Source organism: Psychrobacter piscatorii, from assembly GCF_043641605.1.
GTDB classification, from domain to species: domain Bacteria; phylum Pseudomonadota; class Gammaproteobacteria; order Pseudomonadales; family Moraxellaceae; genus Psychrobacter; species Psychrobacter piscatorii_C.
The window spans coordinates 25252-49427 of the sequence record NZ_JBHZRK010000010.1 but is presented as its reverse complement, the minus strand read 5'-3'; the positions used below and the strand labels follow the sequence as shown (position 1 = coordinate 49427).

Sequence of the window (24176 nt, the reverse complement as noted above, 5' to 3'; positions counted from 1 at the left end):
TCGCTTAGCAGAAACTGAGCGTTTATGATATTGTAAACAATTCTTTCTTAATGTTACGGGGCACTTCACATTTAAGTGTTCACTAAATAGTTTGATAGTAGTAGTGACTATTTATGATGATCAAGGAGGATTGTCAGTAGCGTTATTTGAAGTACGAGGACGCAAAAAATGGCTATCAATAAACAAGAACATGCACAATGGAGCTCAAGTTTTGGCTTCGTGTTAGCGGCAGTAGGTTCAGCAGTTGGTTTGGGAAATATATGGAAATTTCCATATATGGTGGGCGAGAGCGGTGGTTCGGCTTTCGTTATCGCTTATTTATTCTGTATCGCGCTAGTCGGTTTTCCAATACTAGTTGCTGAATGGCTCATTGGTCGCCGTGGACAAAAAAACCCAGTCAACACGTTCGCGGATGTGGCTGCTAGCGAAGGTAAATCTCGTAGCTGGACCATCGTTGGTGCTACTGGTATTTTGGGTGGCTTTTTAATTCTATCGTTCTATAGTGTTATCGGCGGTTGGGCACTTAACTATATTACTAAGGTTGCGTCAGGCAGCTTTACAGGTCAAGACAGTGATTCAGTGGCTGCGACCTTTGATGCGATGCTAGCATCAGCCGGTACATTGACGATTTGGCACACCGTATTTATGATTTTGACTGCTGTCATCGTTGGTATTGGTGTAACGAGTGGTATCGAAAAAACAGCCAAGATTTTGATGCCACTATTGGGTGTGATCCTTTTTGTTATCGTTGGTTACAACGTAATGAATGGCGGTTTTGGTGAGGCAGTTGCTTATTTGTTCACGCCAGATATGAGCAAGCTGACGGCTGATGTTATGCTTGCAGCATTAGGTCATGCCTTCTTCACGCTATCGATTGGTATGGGCATCATGGTTGCTTATGGTTCGTATTTGGGCCGTGAAGTGAACTTGCTAAAAACAGCACGTACTGTTGTTATCTTGGATACGGTTATCGCTTTGGCGGCCGGTCTAGCCATCTTCCCAATTATCTTTAGTAATGGTCTAGATCCTGCGTCAGGTCCTGGTCTAATCTTTGTCAGCTTACCGATTGCTTTTGGTAGCATGGGTGCGGGTACTATCATTGGTGCATTGTTCTTTTTGCTTATCACCTTTGCAGCTGTCACTTCATCTATCTCATTACTAGAGCCAACGGTTGAGCTGCTAGAAGAGCGTACATCAATGAGCCGTACTGTATCGACTATCGTTGCCAGTACTGTGATTTGGCTATTAGGTATTGCCGCGTTGCTATCGTTCAACCTATGGTCTGAATTTACTATCATGGGTAATGGTATCTTTGATGCACTAGACAAGATTACCAGTAAATTCCTATTACCTCTAACAGGTCTTGCGGCCATCGTATTTGTTGGTTGGAAAATGGATCAACGTAGCATTCAGCAAGAGCTTGGTTTATCTAATGCTACATGGCAGCTTTGGCAAATTGTTGCAAAGTTCATCGCGCCAATCGCTGTGATCGTGGTATTTGTTACCTCACTGATGGGCTAATAGTTATTTATAATGATTTAGACATTTAAATCATCAAGCGATAAAAGCAGCACACATAAAAAGGGCTTAAGATAATTCTTAAGCCCTTTTTATGTCTAATAATATCAATAAATACTAAAATGGATTAACGTAAATTTAACTCAGGAACGGTTTGTCCACGCTTACTATAAAATTCGCTAACGAATTCATCAAACTGATCTTGCTCAATGGCGTCTCTGATACCTTGCATCAAACGCTGGTAATAGCGTAAGTTATGAATAGTTGCCAATTGTGCACCCAGCATCTCTTTACATTTATTAAGATGATACAAATAAGCACGGCTGAAGTTTTGGCAAGTGTAGCAATCACATTCAGGATCTAATGGGCCTTCGTCGTTACGATACTGGCTATTACGGATACGCACCACACCAGCATTGTCTGCATCGCCCGTCACAAAGTAATGACCATTACGAGCATTACGAGTTGGCATCACACAATCGAACATGTCCACACCGCGGCGTACGCCTTCAACTAAATCCTCAGGCTTACCAACGCCCATTAGATAGCGCGGCTTATCTGCTGGCATATCATCAGGCAGGTAGTCTAGGACGTCTATCATCTCTTCTTTTGGCTCACCAACCGAAAGACCGCCGATAGCATAACCATCAAAGCCGATATCTAGCAGACCTTCGAGTGATTGCTGACGCAAATCAGGATACATACTGCCTTGTACGATACCAAATAATGCGTTGGTGCTGCCCAGTCTATTGTGCTCATCAACGCAGCGTTGTCCCCAGCGTAATGATAGCTCTAGAGACTTTTTCGCTTCATCATGAGTCGCTGGATAAGGCGTACACTCATCGAACTGCATGACGATGTCTGAGTTCAAGCTGTATTGAATTTGCATGGATTTTTCAGGAGAAAGAAATACTTTGGCGCCATCGATAGGCGATTTGAAGTTAACCCCTTCTTCGGTAATTTTACGCATGGCACCCAGACTGAATACTTGGAAACCGCCTGAATCCGTCAAAATAGGTTTGTCCCAATGCATAAATTTATGCAAGCCGCCAAATTTGTCGATCACTTCCGTGCCTGGGCGTAACCAGAGATGAAAAGTGTTGCCTAAAATGATATCAGCACCAATGGCTTCGATATCACGTGGTAGCATACCTTTGACCGTACCATAAGTACCAACAGGCATAAAAGCAGGCGTTTGCACGTCGCCATGATTGAGATGAACGGTACCGCGGCGTGCACGCGTTGCACCGCTGGCTGTTTTATGTAAGACAAATTGCATATGTTAACCGATATATGAGCTATGAAAATGGCGCTAATTATAGCATTGTTAGGTTTTTTTTTGGACATGGATATTTACGGGCATTCATACACCTGCCTGAGTCATGAATCAACATCACTTTGCATAACCAAAAGACACAGACAACCGTCATGCCCAGTTGGTACAGTAAAATCACAAGGGTGATAGTTTCACAATCATCAGGGCATACTTCAAATAATTAGGAAAATAATATGAAAAAGACAGGTTATTTATTACTACTGGGCGGCTTGGTATTGATATCAAGAAGCGCTATGGCTTCTGAAACAGAAGAGCCTGACTATGCGCTATTGGCACAAACAGGTAATTTTGAGCTGCGTCGTTATGAGGCGCAACTGGTCGCTCAGACATGGATAAGTGGTGACAAAGAAGACGCCAGCCGTGCAGGATTCAAAGTGCTGGCAGATTATATCTTTGGTAACAATACCGCGCCCACGGGCGGTAGTAGCAAAATTAGTATGACCGCGCCTGTGACGATGCAGCCCGATAGTCAAAAAGAGGCGGGTGAGTCACAGAAAATTGCGATGACCGCACCAGTGAGCATGCAACAAGATGACGGCAAATGGCGCGTACAGTTTACGATGCCCAGCAAATACACAATGCAAACCTTACCGAAGCCGAACAACCCAGACGTTGAAATTATAGAAGTACCTGCACAAACTTATGGTGTCATCAAATTTTCAGGATTGACGGGTAGTAAAAAAGTCGCGACTAAAACGCAGGAATTGCGAGCGTGGATGGAAGAACAAAACGTAACCATCACGGGCGAGCCTGAATTGGCCCGTTATAATCCGCCTTGGACATTACCCTTTATGCGTCGCAATGAAGTGATGATCGCTTATGAGCAAAAGTAATCGTATGATCGGTAGATAATAGGGCTATCAATCACAAGTTAAGAGTATAAAAAAAGACAGCCATGGCTGTCTTTTTTGTGTGATATCTGAATCAATTTGTCTAGCTGTTTTGCTCACGAACAATATTAAGCATACGGCGCAATGGTTCTGCTGCGCCCCACAGTAGCTGATCACCAACGGTAAAGGCACCTAAATACTCAGGGCCCATTTTAAGCTTACGTAAGCGGCCTAATGCAACTGTTAATGTACCAGTCACTGCGACTGGCGTTAAGCGGTTCATAGTGGCTTCTTTATCGTCTTCGACCAAGTCTAACCACTCGTTGCCGCTATTTTTTAGGGCGGCTTCAATCTCTTCTAGAGGGATGTCTTTTTTGAGCTTGATGGTTAGACCTTGCGCATGGCAACGCATTGCCCCGACACGTACACACATACCATCGATAGGAATCGTGTTAGCTTCGTCATTACCAAGAATCTTGTTAGTCTCAACGCCGCCTTTCCATTCCTCTTTTGACTGCTTGTTTTCTAACTGTACATCGATATAAGGAATCAAGCTACCAGCAAGCGGTACACCAAAGTGCTGTGTAGGAAAGTCTGCTGAACGCTGTGTCTGAGCAATTTTCTTATCAATATCAAGAATGGCGCTAGCAGGGTTGGCTAGTTCATCTTGTACAGCGTCATGCAAAACACCCATACCTGAGATAAGCTCACGCATGTTATTGGCACCAGAGCCACTAGCCGCTTGATATGTCATCGCGCTGACCCATTCAACCCAGCCCTTATTGAATAGCTCACCAATCGCCATTAGCATCAAAGATACGGTACAGTTGCCACCGATAAAGTCTTTTTTGCCATCAGCTAGGGCATCATCAATGACGCTGCGATTGACTGGATCAAGAATGATGATGCTATCGTCTTTCATACGTAGCGTACTTGCTGCATCAACCCAATAGCCAGTCCAGCCGCTATCACGTAGTGGTTGGTAAACTTTCGAAGTGTAATCACCACCTTGGCAAGTAATAATCACATCACAAGCAGCGAGTGCTTCGATATCATGAGCATCTTTTAGTTGGCCAGTTTCAATACCGTCGAACTTTGGCGCATCACCACCAGCATTACTGGTTGAAAAGAAGACAGGCGTAATACCGTTAAAGTCATTTTCTTCTTGCATACGTTGAATCAATACTGACCCTACCATGCCGCGCCAGCCTACCAAGCCTACTGTTAAATTACTCATGAAATTCAGTCCTATTGACAATTATTTGTTGCATCACCAACCGATAACAATGCCGTGAATGGTACAAAAAAGCAAGGCGTTTTGGCTATTATTTACTCGTTTTCTATACACTATTAACTATGTGTACTATAACTTTACGTTATTATTAGAGTCGCGCTTAGGTATTGGCAAAATATATTTGGTTGTCCGTAAAGGATAAGGCTCTCGATAAAATACTTATTATTTTGATTGGGTAGGTATTGTAAATTTTTATGGCAGTTGTTGCAGAATCGCGACTCATATATAGGCGAAAATCTTATGAAATGCTAAAGTAAGCTTCTAGCATTAATACTTGACGTCAGTTCAGTTAGAACTCAGTTCATTTAAAACAATGATGTGTGTTGTCATGGAATGAATGGCATATATCATCATTGGCCCCATTATCATCTCAATAAACGGTTATTACATACTATGGATCTCTCACTATTATATTACAGCTTACAATGGCTAGCAGGATTCATCGCATTTGTAACGATCTGGGGTTGGGTGCCACTTGATAATTGGTGGGTACGTGGCGTCGAATTCCCACGTATTCAGATAATGGTGCTTGGTGTCATTGCATGGGTTGGCATGATCATGTTTTTCTCAGAGTGGCAACTGGGTCAATGGTTATTATTTATATTGCTTAGTATCACGTTAGCGTTCCAGTTAAGAATGGTATTGCCGTATACCAAGCTATGGAAAAAAGAAGTTCAAAAAGCAAAAGACAAGCCAGAAGGGCAAGTACATCAATTAAAAATCATGGTTTCAAATGTGTTAACACCCAATGATGAAACACAAAAATTGGTTGATTTGGTCAAGCATAGACAGCCCGATATTTTAATTACGCTTGAAACTGATAAAAAGTGGGAGAAAGCCTTACAGCAAATTGAGTCTGATTATCCATATACGGTGAAGGTTCCGCTGGACAATCTATACGGTATGCACCTGTACTCTAAGCTTGAGCTCATAGATCCTGAAGTAAAGTACCTAATGATTGATGACATACCTTCTATTCATACGCAGTTACGCCTGCAAGGTGGTCGAGTGATTTGGCTATACTGCTTGCATCCTATGCCTCCAAGTCCAACTGAGGCTGATAAATCTACCACGCGTGATGCTGAACTGTTGATGGTTGGCAAACACATCAAAGAAAATGAGCAAACCGCGATATTGGCTGGTGATCTCAACGATGTGGCATGGTCAAAAACCACGCGCCGCTTTCAACGTATTTCTGGGCTACTAGATCCTCGTATTGGTCGACACTTTATCAACACCTTTCATGTTAAATATCCGTTTCTGCGTTGGGCATTGGATCATATTTTCCATAGCGCTTGCTTTACAGTAGTTGATATCAGACGTATGCCGTCTATAGGATCTGATCATTTTCCTGTGATGACGACTTTACAATATGAGCCAGAGGAAACAAGTAAGCAAGAAGGCAATGCGCCTACTGCAGAAGCAGAAGATGTAGCAGAAGCAGATAGCAAGATTGAAGAAGGTAAAAAAGAAGGCAAGAAAATGTCAGATGAACGCAGAGAAGCGCAAGGCAGTTTTAGTTGAGAAGGAGTGCGACGTATAGGTCAAAGTTTACTCTTATAACGTAAGCATATGCTTACGTCAAATAAGGTCTTTAGCTTCTATTCGTACCAAATTGATTGTCCTATAATACATTTATCAACACAAGGATACGCAAGGATGCAGTGTTGAGACGGTATCAATAAAAGAACAGGTCAGCCCGCTGTCTTATACGTTACTGTTTATGACTTAGGATGAGTCAACATGGAAGAGAGATAATAACAATAACATGAAGCACTGAAGCCCCGAACCAATCGCCCTAGGTTCGGGGCTTTTCTTTGTGCGTTATTTATTGATTTGTCATGTTCCTGCCATACACAGCTAAATAGATTAGTTTAACCGCCTATTAAGTTAATTGTACTTAGGCGGTTTGCTATCCATTATTCTAATTAACTGGCAGTCAGTTAATTTCTAAATAAAAAAAGGGTATATGCATTGGCATATACCCTTTTTCTGTGCAAGCTAATTAGTATTATTAGCGCTCAGTGTATTAACTTATTACTAGGCAATTAAACGTAAGTCTTTAACCGAGTACTTGGATGTAAGCACCTGCACGCAATTCTTGCAACCAGTCTTCTTGTGCTTGAGGCGCTAGGCGTTGATATAAAGCTTGGCGTGCCATATTGCGACGATATTGCTCGCTGACATCCTGCTGACGCTTACCGTCAACCTTTAGGATATGCCAGCCGAATTGAGTTTTGAATGGAGCAGAGTAGTCACCAACGGCCGTGTTTTTCATTGTGGCTTCAAATGGACCCACCATATCTTCTTCACTGACCCAATCAAGATCACCACCGCGGCCAGCCGATCCTGGATCGTCTGAATAGGTTGATGCTAAGGCAGCAAAATCAGCGCCATTACGCAGTTGCTCATACAAATCATTAATTTTCTGTTCAGCCAGTGCATCTGTCTGTAACTCATCGACTTTTACTAAGATATGACGAGTATGCCACTGTGGAATCAGCATGGTATCACTGGCTTTTTTATCAGCCAGCTTAACGATATCGATACCTTCAGGCGTTAGTAACGGCTCACTGACTGCACCAATATCGAGGTTGGTAATTTTGCTTGATAGCTCTGTCGGTAGGGAGGCCGCTTTGTGAAAGCCCATATCACCACCTTGAATAGGAATAGGATAGCTACCTTGGCTTGCAGCAACAGCTTCAGAGACATTGACATTTGGTGCAAGTAAACGAGTACGCAAATCCTGTGCAACTTTTAGCGCTTCCTCACGCTGAGCTGCTGACAGACGGCTGTAGTCATCTATATAAGGAACGCGTACATGCACAGTTTGGTATTCACTTTGGTTCAAACGTTTTGCTTCAGGCGACGCCAAAAATGCATCAATATCTTGCTCGCTAATGCGTACTCGGCGACTGATTTGACGCTGCTGCAGCTCTTGAATAGCAGCATCCTCGATCAGTTGAGCACGTAATGCGGCATAGCTACCAGGACGCGCGGCATCTAGGCGTTGCTGTAATGCTGAGATGCTATTAAGCCCTTGAGATTGAGCGATTTGAGCAAGGCGTTGATTGATCTCGGTTTCATCAGGAGATAAACCGACACGTTTTACCATTGATAGTTGCAATTCACGCAAGATAAGCGCGTTTAGTACCTCTGACTGCAGTTGCGCTGAGTTTGCAATAGGTTCTCCTGCTGCTCGTGCGCGGGCTTGGGTTTGTGTAATGGCATCGACCAATTCACTTTTTAGGATAGCGTTTTCATTGACTAAAGCGACAATACCATCGGTGCTATTGGCAGGTGTCAAGCGACTTACTGCATTCTGATTAGCAGTAGTCGAGGCTTGTGCTGTGGCAGGTTTCACAGTCGCTGCTTGAGCACCTAATGTCAGTACAAGACTGGCACTCATAGATAGCAGTACAGCGCGGCTGGTTTGACGTAAAGAAAAAAATCTCATGATGCTCCTCATCAATGTCATCGCATCGGATGGTAGTCGGTCAACGCAATCCAATACTTAATAATCAGATATTTGACAGCGTAGCCCATAGTAGGGTTATAGATAATATCTTATAAATATTTGTGCAAATAGTGCTGTAATCTAGCAAAAAATCTCGTTAGTCTTTCCATGCAGTTTGGACAGGTTCAAAGCCTAATATCTTATCAGAGAGCAGCCGTGTTAGGCGGCTACTGCCACTGCCAAGCCCATTTAATCTAATTTCTGCCATAATAGCTTGTGTTGGCTCGTCTTTGACGTTTAAGTCATTATAGTAACGGCGACCATAAACTGCAAAGCCAAAACAGCAATCTTCATAATCAACACCGATGAGTGAATCGAGCATCTTGTTACGATTATAGTCATACTGACCTTGAGCCAATATCCGCCAGCTATTATTGATAGGGAAAACGGCAGAGGCGGTAAATGCGGACAATGGTAACTGATCAGTGTTTTCATCACGCTGACGCTTAACGTAGCCCACATTGAACAAACTATTGTCTGATGGCTGATAACGTAACTCAGTCGTAATATAGTTCAAATCATAGTCGTTAGTCAGCGCACCGCTCACATCAACCCAAAAATTGTTATAAGGTTGGGTGCTGGTATCCCATACCATGCCTGAGGAAGAAGAGTTGAATACTCTTTGTTCATCATCAAGCGTGACACGACCATCATCTATATAGAACTGTTCTGCAATGCTACCATCAAAACGTGTCACACCCGTTGCATCGATGTAACGATAATTGACACCAGGCGTAATAGAGTGTAAATCTTGCAGGCGATCATGGCCTAAGAACCAACTGTCTGAAAATAGCTGCTCATAGTTAATAGACGCAATACGAGTATTGAAGTTAGGAATATCATTTTGGTTTTTGTACGGTGAATAAGTGTATTTCACCCGCGGGCTAAGCAGGCGATAGCCACCCATGGTGTCATCAAAAGCACCGAAGGGTGAGCCTGCTTGGTAGAAATTCAGACCTGCATCAATACTGGCTTGCGGAACGAAGACTGATTGGCTACCATCTCCTTCACTAATGTTATTGTCTGCCAAGCTGTCTTCATCATAGGAAGTATAAAGATGCTGTAGGCTTAGCTTCGGTCTGATATAGCCCCAAGACTTCTCCATCGGATAGACGGCACTTATTTTGTTATAAATGCGTGCACCGCTTTTTTCATCCTCAGAGCCATCATCAATAGACTTCTTAAAATAGGCAGAATCATGTACACCAGTGATATCAAAGTTCTTCGCCCACGGCAGTCGATAGTTGAGCTTTAGTTGTGGTAGGCGTGAATAGGGTTTGTCTTTATCCTCTAGAGCCTCACCATTATCAGTAAACGCATCTAACGTTTGAAAGGTTTCTACTTTTAACTCACCATCGACGTAATCATTATAATAATTAACTCGAGCACGCCTTGGTAGATTGATCGTGTTATCTGATAAACCTAAAGTGTCAAAATCGTTAAGATAGTCTGCGTCTGATACATAGCTATATTTGGCATCACCACTTAACCGCGGAATACTTTTGGATGACCAATAATGATCATAAAAAAAGCTTTTACGATCTTCGTCATTATATTCTTTGTCATTGGGCAAATATGAACCGTTAAAAATGCCTTCTCCATAGTTTTCGGTCAAATAACGGAACTCACCTGAGACCATAGGATTACGGTCGGTGTATACATGCGTATTGAGCGTGGCATCGTAGTTGGGCGCTAGGTTGAAGTAATAAGGAACATCAATCTCAACACCGCTCTCACTACTCACGCTAGCACTTGGTAATAAAAATCCGCTACTACGACGACTGTCTATTGGAAAGTTAAAGTAGGGGAGATAAAAGACGGGCACGTCAGCAATGCGAAAAGTCGTATTATAGGCTTCACCGCGTCCTGTATCAGTATTCAAATCGATACTTTTGGCATCAAATTGCCATTTACGATTCGTGGGTGGACAGGTGCTAAACATCACCTCGTCCAGCTCGTACTCACTATCATTAGGCTTGTTCAAGCGCTTAGCGTAGCCGTGTGCTTGTAGTTCAACACTAGCAAAAGCCACATCGTTGGCTGTTGATTGTCCAGTTTCAGTGTTATAGTTTAAGCTGTCTGCAACCCCAATCAGACCACCTTTTTTTGCTTTCTCATTAAAGCTGGTTTGAGCGTTACTCGGTGCATTGCTACGTTGCAGTGATTGTCCTGTCGCCTGATCGGTAAACATGACTCTACCTTGTGCAGCAGCCACACCATTGCTTAGATCAATCACAACTTTTTCTGCTTCGATATGCTGGGTGCCTTGATCGACTTTCACATTACCTGATAGCTCAGCATAGTTGATATTATTGTAATAGCCGTAGTCTGACTCTGTGAATAAAGGTGCTTTATTGTTGGGAATACTGTCAACATCAGGCACTGGTTGTCCATTTGCACCGCCAGCCTCATTCACAGCACGCTGATAATTAGGGTTGCTCTTTGGATAGACCCATTGACCTTCACAGCGTTGTGCACTATCTATAGCGTTTGGTAATAATCGTAAGTTCTTACCGACTTTTGGAATGGTCTGCGCTGTAGGTGCTAAAGTACTCTGTATATTCTCTGACTCAGCATCTTCTGTATTATCTACGTCATTTGAGACAGGAGTCTCTGGTGTGAGCTCATAGAATTCTGCCAAACGCACTAGACTGTCTTGAATGCTTTCATCACTGATGTCTAGCTGACGTTTATCCGCTACGGTATTTTCAGGTGTCATAGCATTAGCGCGTGTGTCGCGGCTTACCTGATCGCTATCCGTCATATCTGATGGTTGTATCGACGCGGTATTAGAAGACTCATTGATCTCGGTGATATTCAAAACATCATCGGATATGCTGTCTTCTAATGTAGCATCGCTTGCGAAACCTGTGTCATCAAAATCAGAGGCAGGAATCGCTCTTTGAGAATTATCGACCTGTGAGCGCGCGTCTTTGTAACGGATATCGTTGTAATCATTGCCTTGAGTGACATTACTGTTATTGGTATCAGAGAGGTAGCTGCTCGTACTACCAGCACTTGATGGCTCAGTTGTCTGTGTGTCAGCATCGTTGATGGCAGCACTAACTGTTAGGCTAGATAAGCCTAAGGCACCAAATAAGATCAAACGAATGCTTTGGTAAAGCGGAGAATATAACAAGGGCACACCTATGATTGCAGAGCCTATTGGATTGCGATACTGAATTGCATAGTCGTATTATTCAACAAGACAGAGTTGTTAATGAACGGCTAAAAAATCACTCATCGATAGCGTCATCTCAAGAATTTGGCTGTTTTACATATAATGACGACTAATCATAGTCAAAAAAAACCAAATCAGCTACACTATTTACCAAAATTTATAATATAGCCAAGCTGCTTTTAAATGAGCGAAAAGATTCAGTTTAGCGCTAAATTACTGAATGATATCTTGATATGTCTACTGACGCAGTTGTTGCGGCTTAAGATATGACCATTTTAGCAAGTATTTGCCTGACTTATCACTACTTTAATTATTTATGATTTATATTTAACCTGCGATGCCCATTATGACTGATAAAACCACTATAGAGCCTGACATGACCGATAACAATAACGACAATCGCCAACAACAACTCGAGCATTGGTTGCAGCAAGTATTTGTAGATAAGACCTTTAATCTAGAAAGTTTACCGGGTGATGCGAGTGCACGCCGCTATCATCGTATTCAATTGCTAGAGGCTGATGGGTCAGGAGATACGCGTTATATCGTCATGGATTCTGCTGATGAGCAGGATGCCATGCGGCAGTTCATCAATGTTGCCAAGCTCATGTCGCCTGCAATCAATGTGCCGACGCTCATCGCACAAAATCTAGAAAAAGGTTTTTTGGTGCTACAAGACTTTGGTGCAGTAGAGTTTGCTCATTTGCTGACTGATGCAACACCAGAGCAAATCGATGACTATTATCAGCTTGCCATGCAGACGTTAGTAGCGCTGCAAACGGTGCCAGTCGAGACTGCAAAATCTCAGTATCAGCTGCCAGATTACGATACGGCGTTATTAGATCGCGAAATGAACCTGTTTAGTGAGTGGTTTATCCCTTATATCGGCGTAGAGCTGAATGAGAAGGTATGGGAAAACTTAAAATCGGTACTGATGAATGAAATCCTGCTGCAGCCACAAGTCATTGTGCATCGTGACTATCATAGTCGTAACCTCATGCAAGACCAAGCGGACACATCGCGCTTAGGTGTGATTGATTTTCAGGACGCCGTAATCGGCTCTTATACTTATGATTTAGTATCATTGGTACGCGATGCTTATGTTGAATGGCCAGAGCGTCAAGTATCTGCATGGATTAACGACTTTTGGCAGCTACAAAAGCAACAATCGCTAACCACAGCCGATAATGTGGTTCAGCTTGAAAACGACGTCAATGTAATGGGTGTACAGCGTCATTTAAAAGTACTAGGGATTTTTATTCGATTATCTGAACGCGATGGCAAAGATCGCTATTTGGCCGATATTCCCAAAGTCATGCGTGATTTAATTATTGAATTAAACTGGCTGGCTGAACAAGGTAATGATGCGATCAAGCGCGCCGTCCTACCTTTTAATCAATGGCTAAAAGATGCTGTCGTACCTGCATACAAAGGTAAGTTTGTTTCAGCGTAGATGATGCTCAATCAAATTAATGATATAAATAATAAAGATAGGAGTAAGCATGTCTAGCTCTACGATTACACAAGCCATGATCTTGGCTGCTGGCAAGGGTACACGTCTGCGACCATTAACACTAGAAACGCCCAAGCCTTTGGTTGAAGTAGGTGGACAGCCACTTATTGTCTGGCATATTAAAGCACTACAAGCCGCAGGTATTACCGATATCACGATCAATGCATCATGGCTGGCGGATAAGCTGATGGATACCTTGGGCGACGGTGCGCAATATGGAGTCAAACTACATTGGTCAGTAGAAGGTGATGAACCGTTAGAGACGGCAGGTGGCATTTTTCAGGCATTACAGTCAGGCAAGCTGCGAGACGAGCCATTTATTCTCGTCAACTCTGATGTTTGGACGACCTATGATTTTGCCCAGTTGCGAGACTATACATTAGGAGCGGATCAGCGCGCGCATCTGTTGTTGATTGACAATCCAGAGCACAATGATGGTGGTGATTTTGCTATCAATAATGGTCTTGCCAGCGAGCAGCCAGTTGGTGATGCGGACAAATTTACTTTCGCTGGTATTAGCGTGATGTCTCCGACGTTGGTAGAAGGACTAGTATCAGGACAGCCTGCCGCATTGGCACCTCTACTTAAGCAAGCGATGATTAAATTCCAGATTACTGCTGAAGTGATTACTGATAACTGGATCGACGTTGGTACAGCTGAGCGCTTGGCACAAGTGAATGAGTTTATTGAAAAAAACGATGTCGATAACCATCAAGGTCGAGTAAATTCATAAGATAAGCAAAAATACATTGGTAAACACAAAAAAGCAGCGTTGATCATTCAACGCTGCTTTTTTACACAGATTATTTCTATATCGTATCCAATCTTTACCAATAGAAATGAAGAGTGAATATAAGGACTAGCAAATTGAGCACGTAGCACACAGGTAACGATATTGTCTGGTAACCGTATTTTCTGATAGCTATATTAAACGCCCATTGCCAGCTTAATCAATTGGGCAATCGTAAAAATCGTCAAAAATCCTGCGGCATATAAGCCCAGAAACCAAGCCCATTGTCTTTGCTTTTTACTCAAATGTTTTTTGCTGAGATTTTTCATAAAGACCTCTTATCTGACAAATTGAGCATAGGTGCCACAAAAATATGTAGCACCTGCTTATCTCATCACTAGCTGCTTGTCATTTACAATGACTAGTACATATGTTCGTGATCAGTTTTGCCCTTAAACACATAGTACGCATAAGCAGTATAACTTAAGATGATAGGTAACATGATTACCGCACCCACCAGCATAAATGATAGCGATGTATCGGCAGCCGCAGCTTCATGTAGAGTCATCTGATAGGGTACGATATAAGGGAACATCGCCACACACACACCAATATAACCCATCAAAAATAGCGCGACAGTCAATAAGAAAGGACGATATTCACGCTCTGTGGTCAAATCTTTACGCATGATAAAAAACAATATGAGTGCAATAATCGGCATCGGCGCTAAGTAAGGTAAGCGTGCTAGGGTGAACCAATTCTCAAGCGCTTCAATGTCTGAGAAGTACATAAAGATCGTCACGATAATCATTGCGACAACCAGTGCTGACAATAACCACCCTGAGATTTTTCTTGCCCAGACCTGCAAGTCATGTTCTGTCTTTAAGATCAGCCACGTCGAACCTAATAGCGCATAACCAATGATGACTGCAATACCACTGACCATCGAAAAGGTCGTGAGCCAGTCAAAGGGGCCTCCGGTGAACAGACGGTTACTGGCGTCAAGACCATGTACCAACGAGCCAAGCATCACCCCTTGAAAGAAGGCAGCAGTGATTGAGCCAATAAAAAACAAAGAGTCCCATATGTAGCGATGCGTGCTAGATTTAAAACGAAACTCAAACGCCACGCCACGCAAGATCAAACCAACCAGCATCAAGAATACAGGCAAGTATAGCCCTGTCATGATGATGCCATAGGCGACTGGGAAAGCTGCGAATAGACCGCCGCCACCCAATACCAGCCACGTCTCGTTACCATCCCAGAATGGGGCGATAGAGTTCATCATGCGACTACGGTTTTTGTCTGAGCCTGCAAACGGAAATAAAATACCACAGCCTAAATCAAAACCATCAAGCAGTACATAAATAAAGACTGCAAGCGCAATCAATCCGCCCCAAATTAAGGGTAAGTCTAATACATCACCGAAATTAAACATTAGCGTAACCCTCCATCATCGATGTCATCTGCTGGTGTGTCGATATCTTGCTTGGTAGTGTGACCAGCAGGATCATTATCTCCGCTCAGCGTGCGACCTTGACCTTCGGTTACTGAATGCTCGTAGAAATTATCTTCGGCAGGATCGGTATAAGGTTTTGGCCCTTGACCAATCAAGCGCAAGATATAAAAGCTACCTGCACCAAAAACAAAGGTATAGACGATAATAAAGCCGATCAATGTGGTGGCAACTTGTTGGGCCGCTACGGGTGACATACTTTCAGCTGTACGGATTACACCATAGACTGTCCATGGCTGACGACCTGTTTCGGTGACAAACCAACCGGCAAGTAGCGCGATAAAGCCAAGCGGCGTCATCATCATCCATGCACGGTGGAACAGCTTGCTGTCAGGATTGAACTGCTGTTTTTTGAAGTATTTATAGACACTGAATAGACCCACAAGCACCATTAACATACCAATGCCAACCATAATACGGAAGGCCCAAAACACAATAATAACGTATGGTTGGTCTTCTGGTGCCCAGTTTTTGAGACCCTTCACTTCACCATCTAATGAATGGGTGAGGATCAAACCTGTGACATAAGGGATTTTTACTTCGTATTTATTGGTTTGATTTTCTTGATCAGGAATCGCAAAGAGACGTAATGCCGCGCCGCGCTCATCTTCCCAGATACCTTCCATAGCTGCTACTTTGGCAGGTTGATGCTCGAGGGTGTTTAGCCCGTGCTCATCACCAATCAACACCTGTGCAGGTGCCACAAAAATCGCCATGATCATTGCCATACCCAACATCACGCGGCCATGTTTTCGGTGTTCGATGTGCTTTTTGGATTGTAGATAATAAGCACCAATACCACCGACCACAAAAGCAGTCGTCAAGAAAGCAGCGGTCATCATATGTGCGTAGCGGTAAGGGAATGAGGGGTTAAAAATAATCTCAAGCCAGTTGGTTGGATAAAGCAGACCATCAGCACCCATCATGAAGCCTTGCGGCGTCTGCATAAAGCTGTTGGCGGCCAAGATCCAAAAACCTGATATCAACGTACCGATAGCGACGGTTGCAGTGGCTACAAAGTGCATGCGCTTACTAACGCGGCCCCAACCAAAGAGCATGATGCCCAAAAAGGAGGCTTCTAAGAAAAATGCAGTCAGTACTTCATAAGCGAGCAGTGGGCCTAAGACGTTACCCGCCTTGTCGGAAAAGACTGCCCAGTTGGTCCCGAATTGGTAAGACATTACCACCCCTGAGACCACACCCATACCAAACACCACGGCAAATATTTTTACCCAGTGTTTGTAGACTTCCGCAAAAACAGGATTGCCTGTTCTTAACCAGCGAAACTCAAGTACGGTCAGCCAGCTGGCAAGTCCAATAGAAAAAGCGGGAAAGACGATATGAAAAGAGACAACAAAAGCGAACTGGATGCGCGCGAGTGTCAGCGCATCGAGCTGGTCAATCATAAACGTAGCGAACATAAACGGTTACTCTCATCTGTTAGCTGAATAGCGCTGGCTTCCGTACAACGCTCAAGTAACTGTCCGTAACTGTACATAAATCAAGGTGACAAAGATTACGGGCAATGGCTCAATGACGCAAAACTTTACTTTAGCAACATCAGGCATAAATTGTGGCTAAGCTTGCGACTCACTGTTTAGCTGAATTGAATAATTTATGTACCTATAAATTCATATATTACAGTCATGTGCTGTATATATTATGCGCTTCCCTAGATAGTCACGCAACCCATACCGTTAGACAGCTACATACCTATGAGTCAGAAAAATAATCATAAAACACTCTTGAAAATAAAATTAACGTTATGAATAACAATGACTTGGGAATAGTGAGTATTTTTTCATAAAACATCTGTTCTGTTTATTACTTGGTGTCCCATGCATTAAAACATTCACCAATAACAAAAACATACATCATTCTTGTAACTGTTTATGCAAAATTCGTCGCAACGTTAAAATAGTTTGTGGATTGGTTTGAATACTATGACCGCCATTGATAACTGTTTCAGAGGCGGCGCCATCTAAGTGAGCACTGGTATAGGGAACAATGCCGTCTGATAAACGTTGGGTTAGGGCCTGACTGATATTTTTATCAACAGTGACAGCAGCGACAAGTGGCTCAGCAGGCAGCTCTGATGTGTCATCTGACACGCTGACACTTGCGCGCTCATCTTTAGCGTCTTCTTCTACCGCTTGCGATAAATCAATTTTTGCACCGTCAGGCTGTGCTTGAGCCAGTCCTTTGGTGATATCAGCATCATTGTTGGCAATAATTGAATGATAAGTCACACGGCTATTAATCGTCAGATCTTTGGTTAATTCGATAAAAGAAGATTTGTCACTGAGCTGACTGGCGCCATTTTGTAGATATAAAGCGCCCAATGGGTTTTGCGCCAGATCCCCTTGCGTGGCAATCGTCGCTAAGTTATCAGTCACAGTCTTGACCAAACCGACTGGTAAATAGACAATACGGCGCAGCGCCCGCGTAAACCAGCGGTCTGCATAGTCAGTGCCGCGAAAAGGTGCAGATAAAAAGACAGCGGTGTCTACTTGTGGCAAGGATTGTAGCTCAAACCGTTTTTTTAATTCCTTTTCACCAAACGATTCTTTTAGAGCATCGCGGATTTGCCGTTTCTCGCTACTAGAGAGAATGTCTTGATCATCAAGTCTGTCCAAATCATCGACCAAATTGTCATCGGACAGCATCATGCGCGCGATAATGGCTCCCATGCTGTGGCTAATGATCACGCTGTTTTTACTGGCGCGATTTTGTCCGGTTGGGTCCGTCTGCTCGTAGGTAGTGTTGATTAATTGCTGAATCTGATAGCGGTTTTCTAAAATAGGCAAATTGGTTGGATAAAATATTTGCCAAACTTGGTAATTGTCGCGCAGCTTATCATCATTGAGAATATCGTTGGTGAGATTGACCCACGTGGCTGGGCTAGAGGCCAAACCATGCAGCATAATGATGACACGCTTGTCAGGGTCATAAGGTTCGAGCATAAATAGTTTGGGTAGACGAGCATCTGGCTGGCGCGTGATGAGGTTCAAATAACCCACACTATCCAACTGGTTTTCTGCCAGCCACATTCCATACCCTGCTGAGAAATTGGCTGCTAACGGATAGTTATCGTTAAGAATGTTGACGGTTTCAGTTTGGTATGGATTGTATAGATGAATATCGAGCTGGCGACTGCTCAGTACATCCAGCACACTATCACCACTTGGTTTGATCAAACCAGTCAGCAGTAGATGACCGGTAGGATAAATGCGTGAGCTTGGCTCGCTATCCTTTGTATTGTCATTCTCGTTGGCTAATCGACTCGATAGTGATGATGCCAATAACTGGCGAATCGTGGTGGTATAACGATCATCCAGTGAGGCAACTAAGCTGATACCTAAACCGGGACGTTTGCTAACAGAGTTCAGCCCAGAGAGACGTAGCTCGTAAGTGGAAACTAGGTCGGCTAGCGCAGAGTCTTGCTTATGAGCATTTTGCAAATAGTTGTTTTCATTGGGCAAATAGATGCCGAGGTCATAATCATCTACTTGTACTTTCATGACCTTGACTTGGTCGATCGCTTTACCTTTTAGCGGTGCTCGGTTAGCAATCGCTGCTTGATCGCTACTATCGCGCTTGGCAGAAGGGATGGTTAAGTATTCCACTTTTGTGCCATTCATCAATTTATCTGAGTTTTCGGTCGATCGATAAAGCTGCGTAATGACATCATTGCTGGCAGCGTTGTAGATATCTTGGGTCTGAATATCGTTGTCAGTTGGGATGCGGGTTTGCGCATGAGCACTACTATAGCTTTCATCAGCACCCTCAAAATCATGAGTCAGACTGTCATAAAACAAATAGGTATAGCTATATTTAACCGCATCAAACAGTCTGTCCTGATAATTGTTTAAGCAAAGAGTGGTCTCTTCTTGTTGCGTTTTGGCATCATCGTCGCTCAAAGGCGCATTGGCGTAGTATGGGTCAAGTGGTGGACGGGCAAGTGCATTGCGGCAGTTTTGTGAGTCAGCAAGCTGACGCGCTTTTGCGTAGTGCAGTTCTGCAAAAATCGCCAGTGCAGGTCGATAGTGTTTATTTAAAATGCTATCCGTGAGCTGAGTCAAGCACAAGTCGAATTGCTGCATACAAGCTTGCTCGTTGAGACCTGCCGATAGCAAGGCAGATGCCGTATCGCTGCTTAGTTGATTATCAGTGACGATATTACCGCGCTGTGCTGAGATGGTCTTGGCCGATGCTTGTTTTTCCACCGAGACGACACTACAGGCTGATAGCAGCATTGCCGCTGTCAGTAATGCGACTGAGGCGATAGGCAGCATTTTTTTATTGGCTTGCATTACCGTGTTTTTGCTAGGGCTAGCAGAAGTCATAGGTCAGTCCGGTAAAAAAGTAGTTATGAGAAAACCAGCAATGGAAATACTCTTGGTTATAATAGAGTTTAGCGTAACTTTTGATATTAGACTATTTTATTTGAAGGGTTATAACCAAGCGTTATGTATCGAATGACTTTTTCAAGTGATGGTTATTGTTTTGAGATACACTTAAATTTTTGGTTAAAAAGGGCATTTATTTAGACAAAGTAGAAAAAGACAAGGTTCTGTGCAAGCAGGTTTCTATTAGGCACAAAAAAGCTAGACACAAAAAAGCGCCTTTGCTTTATATTCATAAAAATAAAGGCGCTAGGTATTCTAAGACTATAAAATTATTTGTTTGTCTTCAGTATAGACAAACAGTACCAATTTAGGCACCTGGTTTGACATTGATATCTGGTGCAGGGATGTCCCAAATGTAGAATTTGCCATCTTCAACCAATTTAATTTGTTGAGGAATCACGGTGTTGTTAGGGTATTTTGCTTCAAGACGACGTAGGCGCTCTAGGGCGTTAGCACGGCGATCACTGAGCAGGTCTGACTGTGCCAAGCTTTGCTCTGCTTCGGTATAACCTAGCGATACGGCGCGGTCTAGATATTTTTGGCCTTCTTTAAACCCGCCACCTTCTGATAGCATCATGCCATATAAGAAGTTGGCTTCACCGCTATCTGGCTGAATTTTGATGGCACGGTCAACATACTGTCCGCCGCGTACCGTGTAGTCTGAGCCCAAGTCTAGATTACGACCCATACCATTTAGCTTGGCTGCGCGAATCAGTACATCGTAAGACGCATTTGGTGATTTGGCGTAAGGCTGGATCCAATCGGCCAATACTTTGATTTTTTCGCGAGTGTAATGGCGCTGAGTGCGGTTAGGAAAGTTTGGTGGATAGTGACGAGCATTCGGTGAGACGTCTGCGATGAAATCATCAAGCAAGCTGACGTCGAGCTTGTCAGTACCTAGGCCTTTTTGTTGTGGAATCAAGACGGTTTTGATAAAACTCACATCTGAGAGCTGTACTTGTGGTGTTGGAATATTCGAGAGCTGACCACTGCGCAAATCAATACCAGTCGCAGTCATCGGGCCTGGCTCATAGACGCGAGTGGTACCGCTGATCACAGGGGCGTTAGCCGGATTCATCATTTGCGATGCTGGTGGCTGAGCGGCGCTGACAGGTACACGATTTGGTTGAGTACTGCTTGATTGCATCATCTGCGCTGCCTGTGCCGTGCTCAAAGGCGTACGGTTAGGCTGAGTGTTGCTTGACGGCATCATTGGTTGAGTACCAACTGATTGAGCGCTATTAGAAGGCGTAGCATCTGTTGTGCTTTGAGCTGTACTGGCCGTTGCACCTGGCCTTGCCAGACGAATCACACGTTTGCTGGAATCTATAGCGCTCGGTACAGCAGGTGTTGATGTAGCAGCAGTGTCGGCTTCTGCGGCATTCACAGGCGCAGAAAGCATCATTGCACAGGCGGCCGCGAGCGCAGTCAAGGTGGCAAGCTTCGGTGACTTGGGAGACGCGCTATTAGAGAGAGTTGCTTTCATAAAAATCATTACCTTATTTAATTTATTTAGTCGTTATTTATTCATTAATCGGTTGATAGTCAGGATATATGTTTGCTGCAAAATCGTACAAATTTTTAATACCCTAGCAAATTAAGCTTTGCGCTATCTGTGGTAGGATTGTTACTCGCTAGTGTTGAGCAAATCTAGCAGCGTTAGTTAGACCAGCCATGCCATCGACGAATTTATTATATTTGCCTCTACAAATGATAAGCGGTCGCCTTCATACGGTTGGCCATCCAGCGCATCGTCTGACGTACAGGTGGTGACAATGCAGCGCCGCCACTCGCCAGTGCTAGTTCGCGATGATGTCGCTCCTCGATATCCATTTGTGCCAGTATTTCTCTTGAGCGCTGATCATGTTCGGGTAGTTGATTGATATGATCTTGCAGATGCTCGCTAACTTGTGCTTCTGTCTCTGCGACAAACCCCAAACTAAACTCATTTGAGATGGCGCCTGCAACTGCGCCTAGGCCAAAAGACATCCCATACCAAAGCGGGGTAAACACACTCGCATGGCTACCCAGCTCATTTAAGCGCGTCTCGCACCAGACCAGATGATCGACTTCTTCTTCAGCAGAGTTTTGCATGGCTTGCTTGACGCCACTGTCTTTGGCAGCAAATGCTTGTCCATGGTAGAGACCTTGCGCACATACTTCGCCGGTATGATTGATACGCATCAGTCCTGCGACATGACGCGCCTCTGTGATGGTCAGTTCAGGAATCTCGTCACTACTCACTGGCAATGGGCGCGTACTGGGGTTGGAATTTGGCACGACAGCTCGTAATGCTTTGTCGACCCCAAGTAATAATTGGTCGATTTTGGATAAGGGACGCAGGGCCATGGTTCACTCCTGATGGCGTTAAATTCTATCAATAAAATAAGACTAGTGACTGCTCTAGGGCAATATTCCTATGCACAGCTCTTATGCACATTACTATAGCAAACAATCCAAATTATCGGCATCACTATTATTACCTTGATAACGCATCGATTGCTATCGTTATTTAAGCTCAATATGGCTTGTTTATGATATGGCTTATTTATATAACCATTTCATCATTGGTTTGGATAACCGCCTGTTTGATATGCCTATTTAGCTTAAGGTACAAGAAAACACCAAAAGCAATATTGAGCACACCTGTTACCAAAAATAGCTGCGGTAGACTTAGCCCTAATGCATTTAAAATCACAATCGCAAAAATCGCTGATGTGACCATAAATATCGCATTGAATATGTTGTTGGCACCCACGATACGCGCGCGATGGCTCTTCGGCGCATAGGCCTGCATCGAGGCATATAAAGGCACAATATATAAACCGCCACTGAATCCCAATAAGAACAAATCAGCAAAAACGCGCCAGCTCCCACTGACACCAAATAAATCACTGATACCAAGTAATGTGTCATTATTCACATTTATGTTTAGGCTTGAAAGTGAAAAGTACAAATCAATAGCAAAGATACTCAATCCAGCAATACCAAAAGGCAATAGGCGCAGGCTCACTTGGTTTTTGGTCAATGATTTGCATAATAGTGAGCCTATCGACACGCCTACCGAAAACAGCGTCAATAGAAAAATCACCACCGATTCATCACCATGCAAAATAACTTTGCTGAACTCTGGCACTTGGGTCAAAAACGTCGCCCCATAAAACCAAAACCAGCTGTTGCCAAGAATGACAAAAAACAAAAATGGCAAAGAGTAGAGATAGCGCACCGTAGACAAGCTGGTGGTAATAATATTCCAGTTAATCTTAAGATCAGGCTGCATAGCTGGCATGTTAGGGATATAACGTGCTGCCAGATAACCCAGCACAGCAACGACCAATACGGTGGCGCTAATCCAATACAACGAGTGTGATAGCTGAGTTAAGATACCAGCGACAATCATACCAACGAGAATAGCCAGAGAAGTGCCCATTTGAAACAGACCGTTGGCACCGACCAGTTCATCTTCTTTCATCGCCTGTGGTAGATAAGCGTACTTAATCGGTCCAAAAAAGGTCGAATGCGTGCCCATCAAAAACAACGCGACAAATAAAAGGGTGTACCATTCAAAAACAAAACCAACTGCAGCGATTGCCATGATGACCAGCTCAAGCACTTTGATAAACTGCGTGAGCTTGGATTTTTCATACTTATCAGCGATTTGTCCTGCCAATGCTGAAAACAAAAAGTAGGGCAGTATGAATAACATCGCGGCCAAATTGTTTAAAATACTGACTTCGACGCCCAATTGACTGGCAGCGGTATAAGTCAGAACCAGTATGAGTGCTTGCTTAAAGATATTGTCATTAAACGCACCCAAAAACTGGGTAAAAAACATGGCGCTAAAACGGCGGCGCTTAAATAGCTGAAACTGATTGGACATGAACGTTCCTACAGATGAGACGCGGCTGATAAAGTAAGAAGAGGCGCTGAACGCAGCTTATAATGCGATAGCAATCATCAATATTATCAAAAACTTATCGAAATACAGCATAGGTTTTATCAATATTAAGCCGTATAATAGCAAGGCTTAGGTAAAAATACATGAAACCTGCGCTATGATTTGATAATTAACTAAGTTATGATTTGTAAATTTTATATGGTTGCATTAAAAGGTGCGAGCGACGGTAAAGGTGAAGGCCTGCTATCAATCAAGACTGTTTGTATGGTGTCACCCATCGAGTGCTGAGATTTAATATGCGCTAGAGACTTCCATCATGACAAGCAACGTAGTAAACCATTAATTTCAGCCCACTGCTATAAGTTTATTCACCGGTCAGACTTGGCGATAATCATCGTTAATAATAGTATGCCGCGTGAAGGGATAGGACGTAA

The 24176-nt window shown here is 43.5% G+C and carries 16 protein-coding genes; 5 read left to right on the top strand and 11 right to left on the bottom strand.

Annotated elements, in window-relative coordinates; all coding sequences use genetic code 11:
- Positions 1-168: 168 nt before the first annotated feature.
- Positions 169-1521, top strand: coding sequence for a sodium-dependent transporter (locus tag ACHUET_RS10235; RefSeq protein WP_371531162.1), 1353 nt, complete (start codon positions 169-171; stop codon positions 1519-1521).
- 124 nt (positions 1522-1645) lie between these two features.
- Here the strand turns inward: ACHUET_RS10235 and tgt are convergent, their stop codons facing one another.
- Entirely contained in the window at positions 1646-2797 is a 1152-nt protein-coding gene (tgt, locus tag ACHUET_RS10230) for a tRNA guanosine(34) transglycosylase Tgt (RefSeq protein WP_371531163.1), read from the bottom strand.
- 230 nt (positions 2798-3027) lie between these two features.
- On the opposite strand from tgt, the gene ACHUET_RS10225 reads away from it, so the two are divergent.
- Complete coding sequence (locus ACHUET_RS10225) at positions 3028-3687, top strand: SOUL family heme-binding protein (RefSeq protein WP_394212564.1); 660 nt, start codon at positions 3028-3030, stop codon at positions 3685-3687.
- Positions 3688-3787: 100 nt separating this feature from the next.
- Here the strand turns inward: ACHUET_RS10225 and asd are convergent, their stop codons facing one another.
- Positions 3788-4921, bottom strand: coding sequence for an aspartate-semialdehyde dehydrogenase (asd, locus tag ACHUET_RS10220; protein ID WP_394212562.1), 1134 nt, complete (start codon positions 4919-4921; stop codon positions 3788-3790).
- Positions 4922-5371: 450 nt separating this feature from the next.
- Between asd and ACHUET_RS10215 the strand changes: the two genes are divergently transcribed.
- The gene (locus ACHUET_RS10215; protein ID WP_394212560.1) at positions 5372-6502 is read left to right on the top strand and encodes an endonuclease/exonuclease/phosphatase family protein; all 1131 of its coding nucleotides are present in this window, start codon (positions 5372-5374) and stop codon (positions 6500-6502) included.
- Between the two features lie 538 nt (positions 6503-7040).
- On the opposite strand, the gene ACHUET_RS10210 is transcribed toward ACHUET_RS10215, so the two are convergent.
- Positions 7041-8435 (bottom strand): peptidylprolyl isomerase, encoded by a 1395-nt coding sequence (locus ACHUET_RS10210; RefSeq protein WP_394212558.1) that lies wholly within the window; start codon positions 8433-8435, stop codon positions 7041-7043.
- Between the two features lie 157 nt (positions 8436-8592).
- Positions 8593-11634 (bottom strand): LPS-assembly protein LptD, encoded by a 3042-nt coding sequence (locus ACHUET_RS10205; RefSeq protein WP_394212556.1) that lies wholly within the window; start codon positions 11632-11634, stop codon positions 8593-8595.
- A gap of 379 nt (positions 11635-12013) precedes the next feature.
- On the opposite strand from ACHUET_RS10205, the gene ACHUET_RS10200 reads away from it, so the two are divergent.
- Together ACHUET_RS10200 and murU are read left to right on the top strand one after the other, a co-directional pair.
- Positions 12014-13129 (top strand): aminoglycoside phosphotransferase family protein, encoded by a 1116-nt coding sequence (locus tag ACHUET_RS10200; RefSeq protein WP_394212555.1) that lies wholly within the window; start codon positions 12014-12016, stop codon positions 13127-13129.
- Between the two features lie 49 nt (positions 13130-13178).
- Positions 13179-13922 carry an N-acetylmuramate alpha-1-phosphate uridylyltransferase MurU gene (murU, locus tag ACHUET_RS10195; RefSeq protein ID WP_394212554.1) on the top strand — a complete coding sequence of 248 codons (744 nt, stop codon included), beginning with the start codon at positions 13179-13181 and terminating at the stop codon, positions 13920-13922.
- 194 nt (positions 13923-14116) lie between these two features.
- On the opposite strand, the gene ACHUET_RS10190 is transcribed toward murU, so the two are convergent.
- The 7 genes from ACHUET_RS10190 to ACHUET_RS10160 form a co-directional block, all read right to left on the bottom strand.
- Positions 14117-14248 carry a hypothetical protein gene (locus tag ACHUET_RS10190; protein ID WP_263281220.1) on the bottom strand — a complete coding sequence of 44 codons (132 nt, stop codon included), beginning with the start codon at positions 14246-14248 and terminating at the stop codon, positions 14117-14119.
- A gap of 92 nt (positions 14249-14340) precedes the next feature.
- Complete coding sequence (cydB, locus tag ACHUET_RS10185; RefSeq protein WP_394212552.1) at positions 14341-15357, bottom strand: cytochrome d ubiquinol oxidase subunit II; 1017 nt, start codon at positions 15355-15357, stop codon at positions 14341-14343.
- Complete coding sequence (locus tag ACHUET_RS10180) at positions 15357-16856, bottom strand: cytochrome ubiquinol oxidase subunit I (protein WP_394212550.1); 1500 nt, start codon at positions 16854-16856, stop codon at positions 15357-15359. Before ACHUET_RS10180 ends, cydB begins: the two co-directional genes overlap by 1 nt.
- A gap of 453 nt (positions 16857-17309) precedes the next feature.
- Positions 17310-19781 (bottom strand): esterase/lipase family protein, encoded by a 2472-nt coding sequence (locus tag ACHUET_RS10175; RefSeq protein ID WP_394212548.1) that lies wholly within the window; start codon positions 19779-19781, stop codon positions 17310-17312.
- Positions 19782-20151: 370 nt separating this feature from the next.
- Complete coding sequence (locus ACHUET_RS10170; RefSeq protein ID WP_394212546.1) at positions 20152-21330, bottom strand: tetratricopeptide repeat protein; 1179 nt, start codon at positions 21328-21330, stop codon at positions 20152-20154.
- Positions 21331-21548: 218 nt separating this feature from the next.
- Positions 21549-22187, bottom strand: a complete 639-nt coding sequence (coq7, locus tag ACHUET_RS10165) for a 2-polyprenyl-3-methyl-6-methoxy-1,4-benzoquinone monooxygenase (protein WP_201599869.1) — start codon at positions 22185-22187, stop codon at positions 21549-21551.
- A 205-nt stretch (positions 22188-22392) separates the two neighbouring features.
- Positions 22393-23724, bottom strand: coding sequence for an MFS transporter (locus tag ACHUET_RS10160; RefSeq protein WP_394212544.1), 1332 nt, complete (start codon positions 23722-23724; stop codon positions 22393-22395).
- Positions 23725-24176 lie beyond the last annotated feature (452 nt).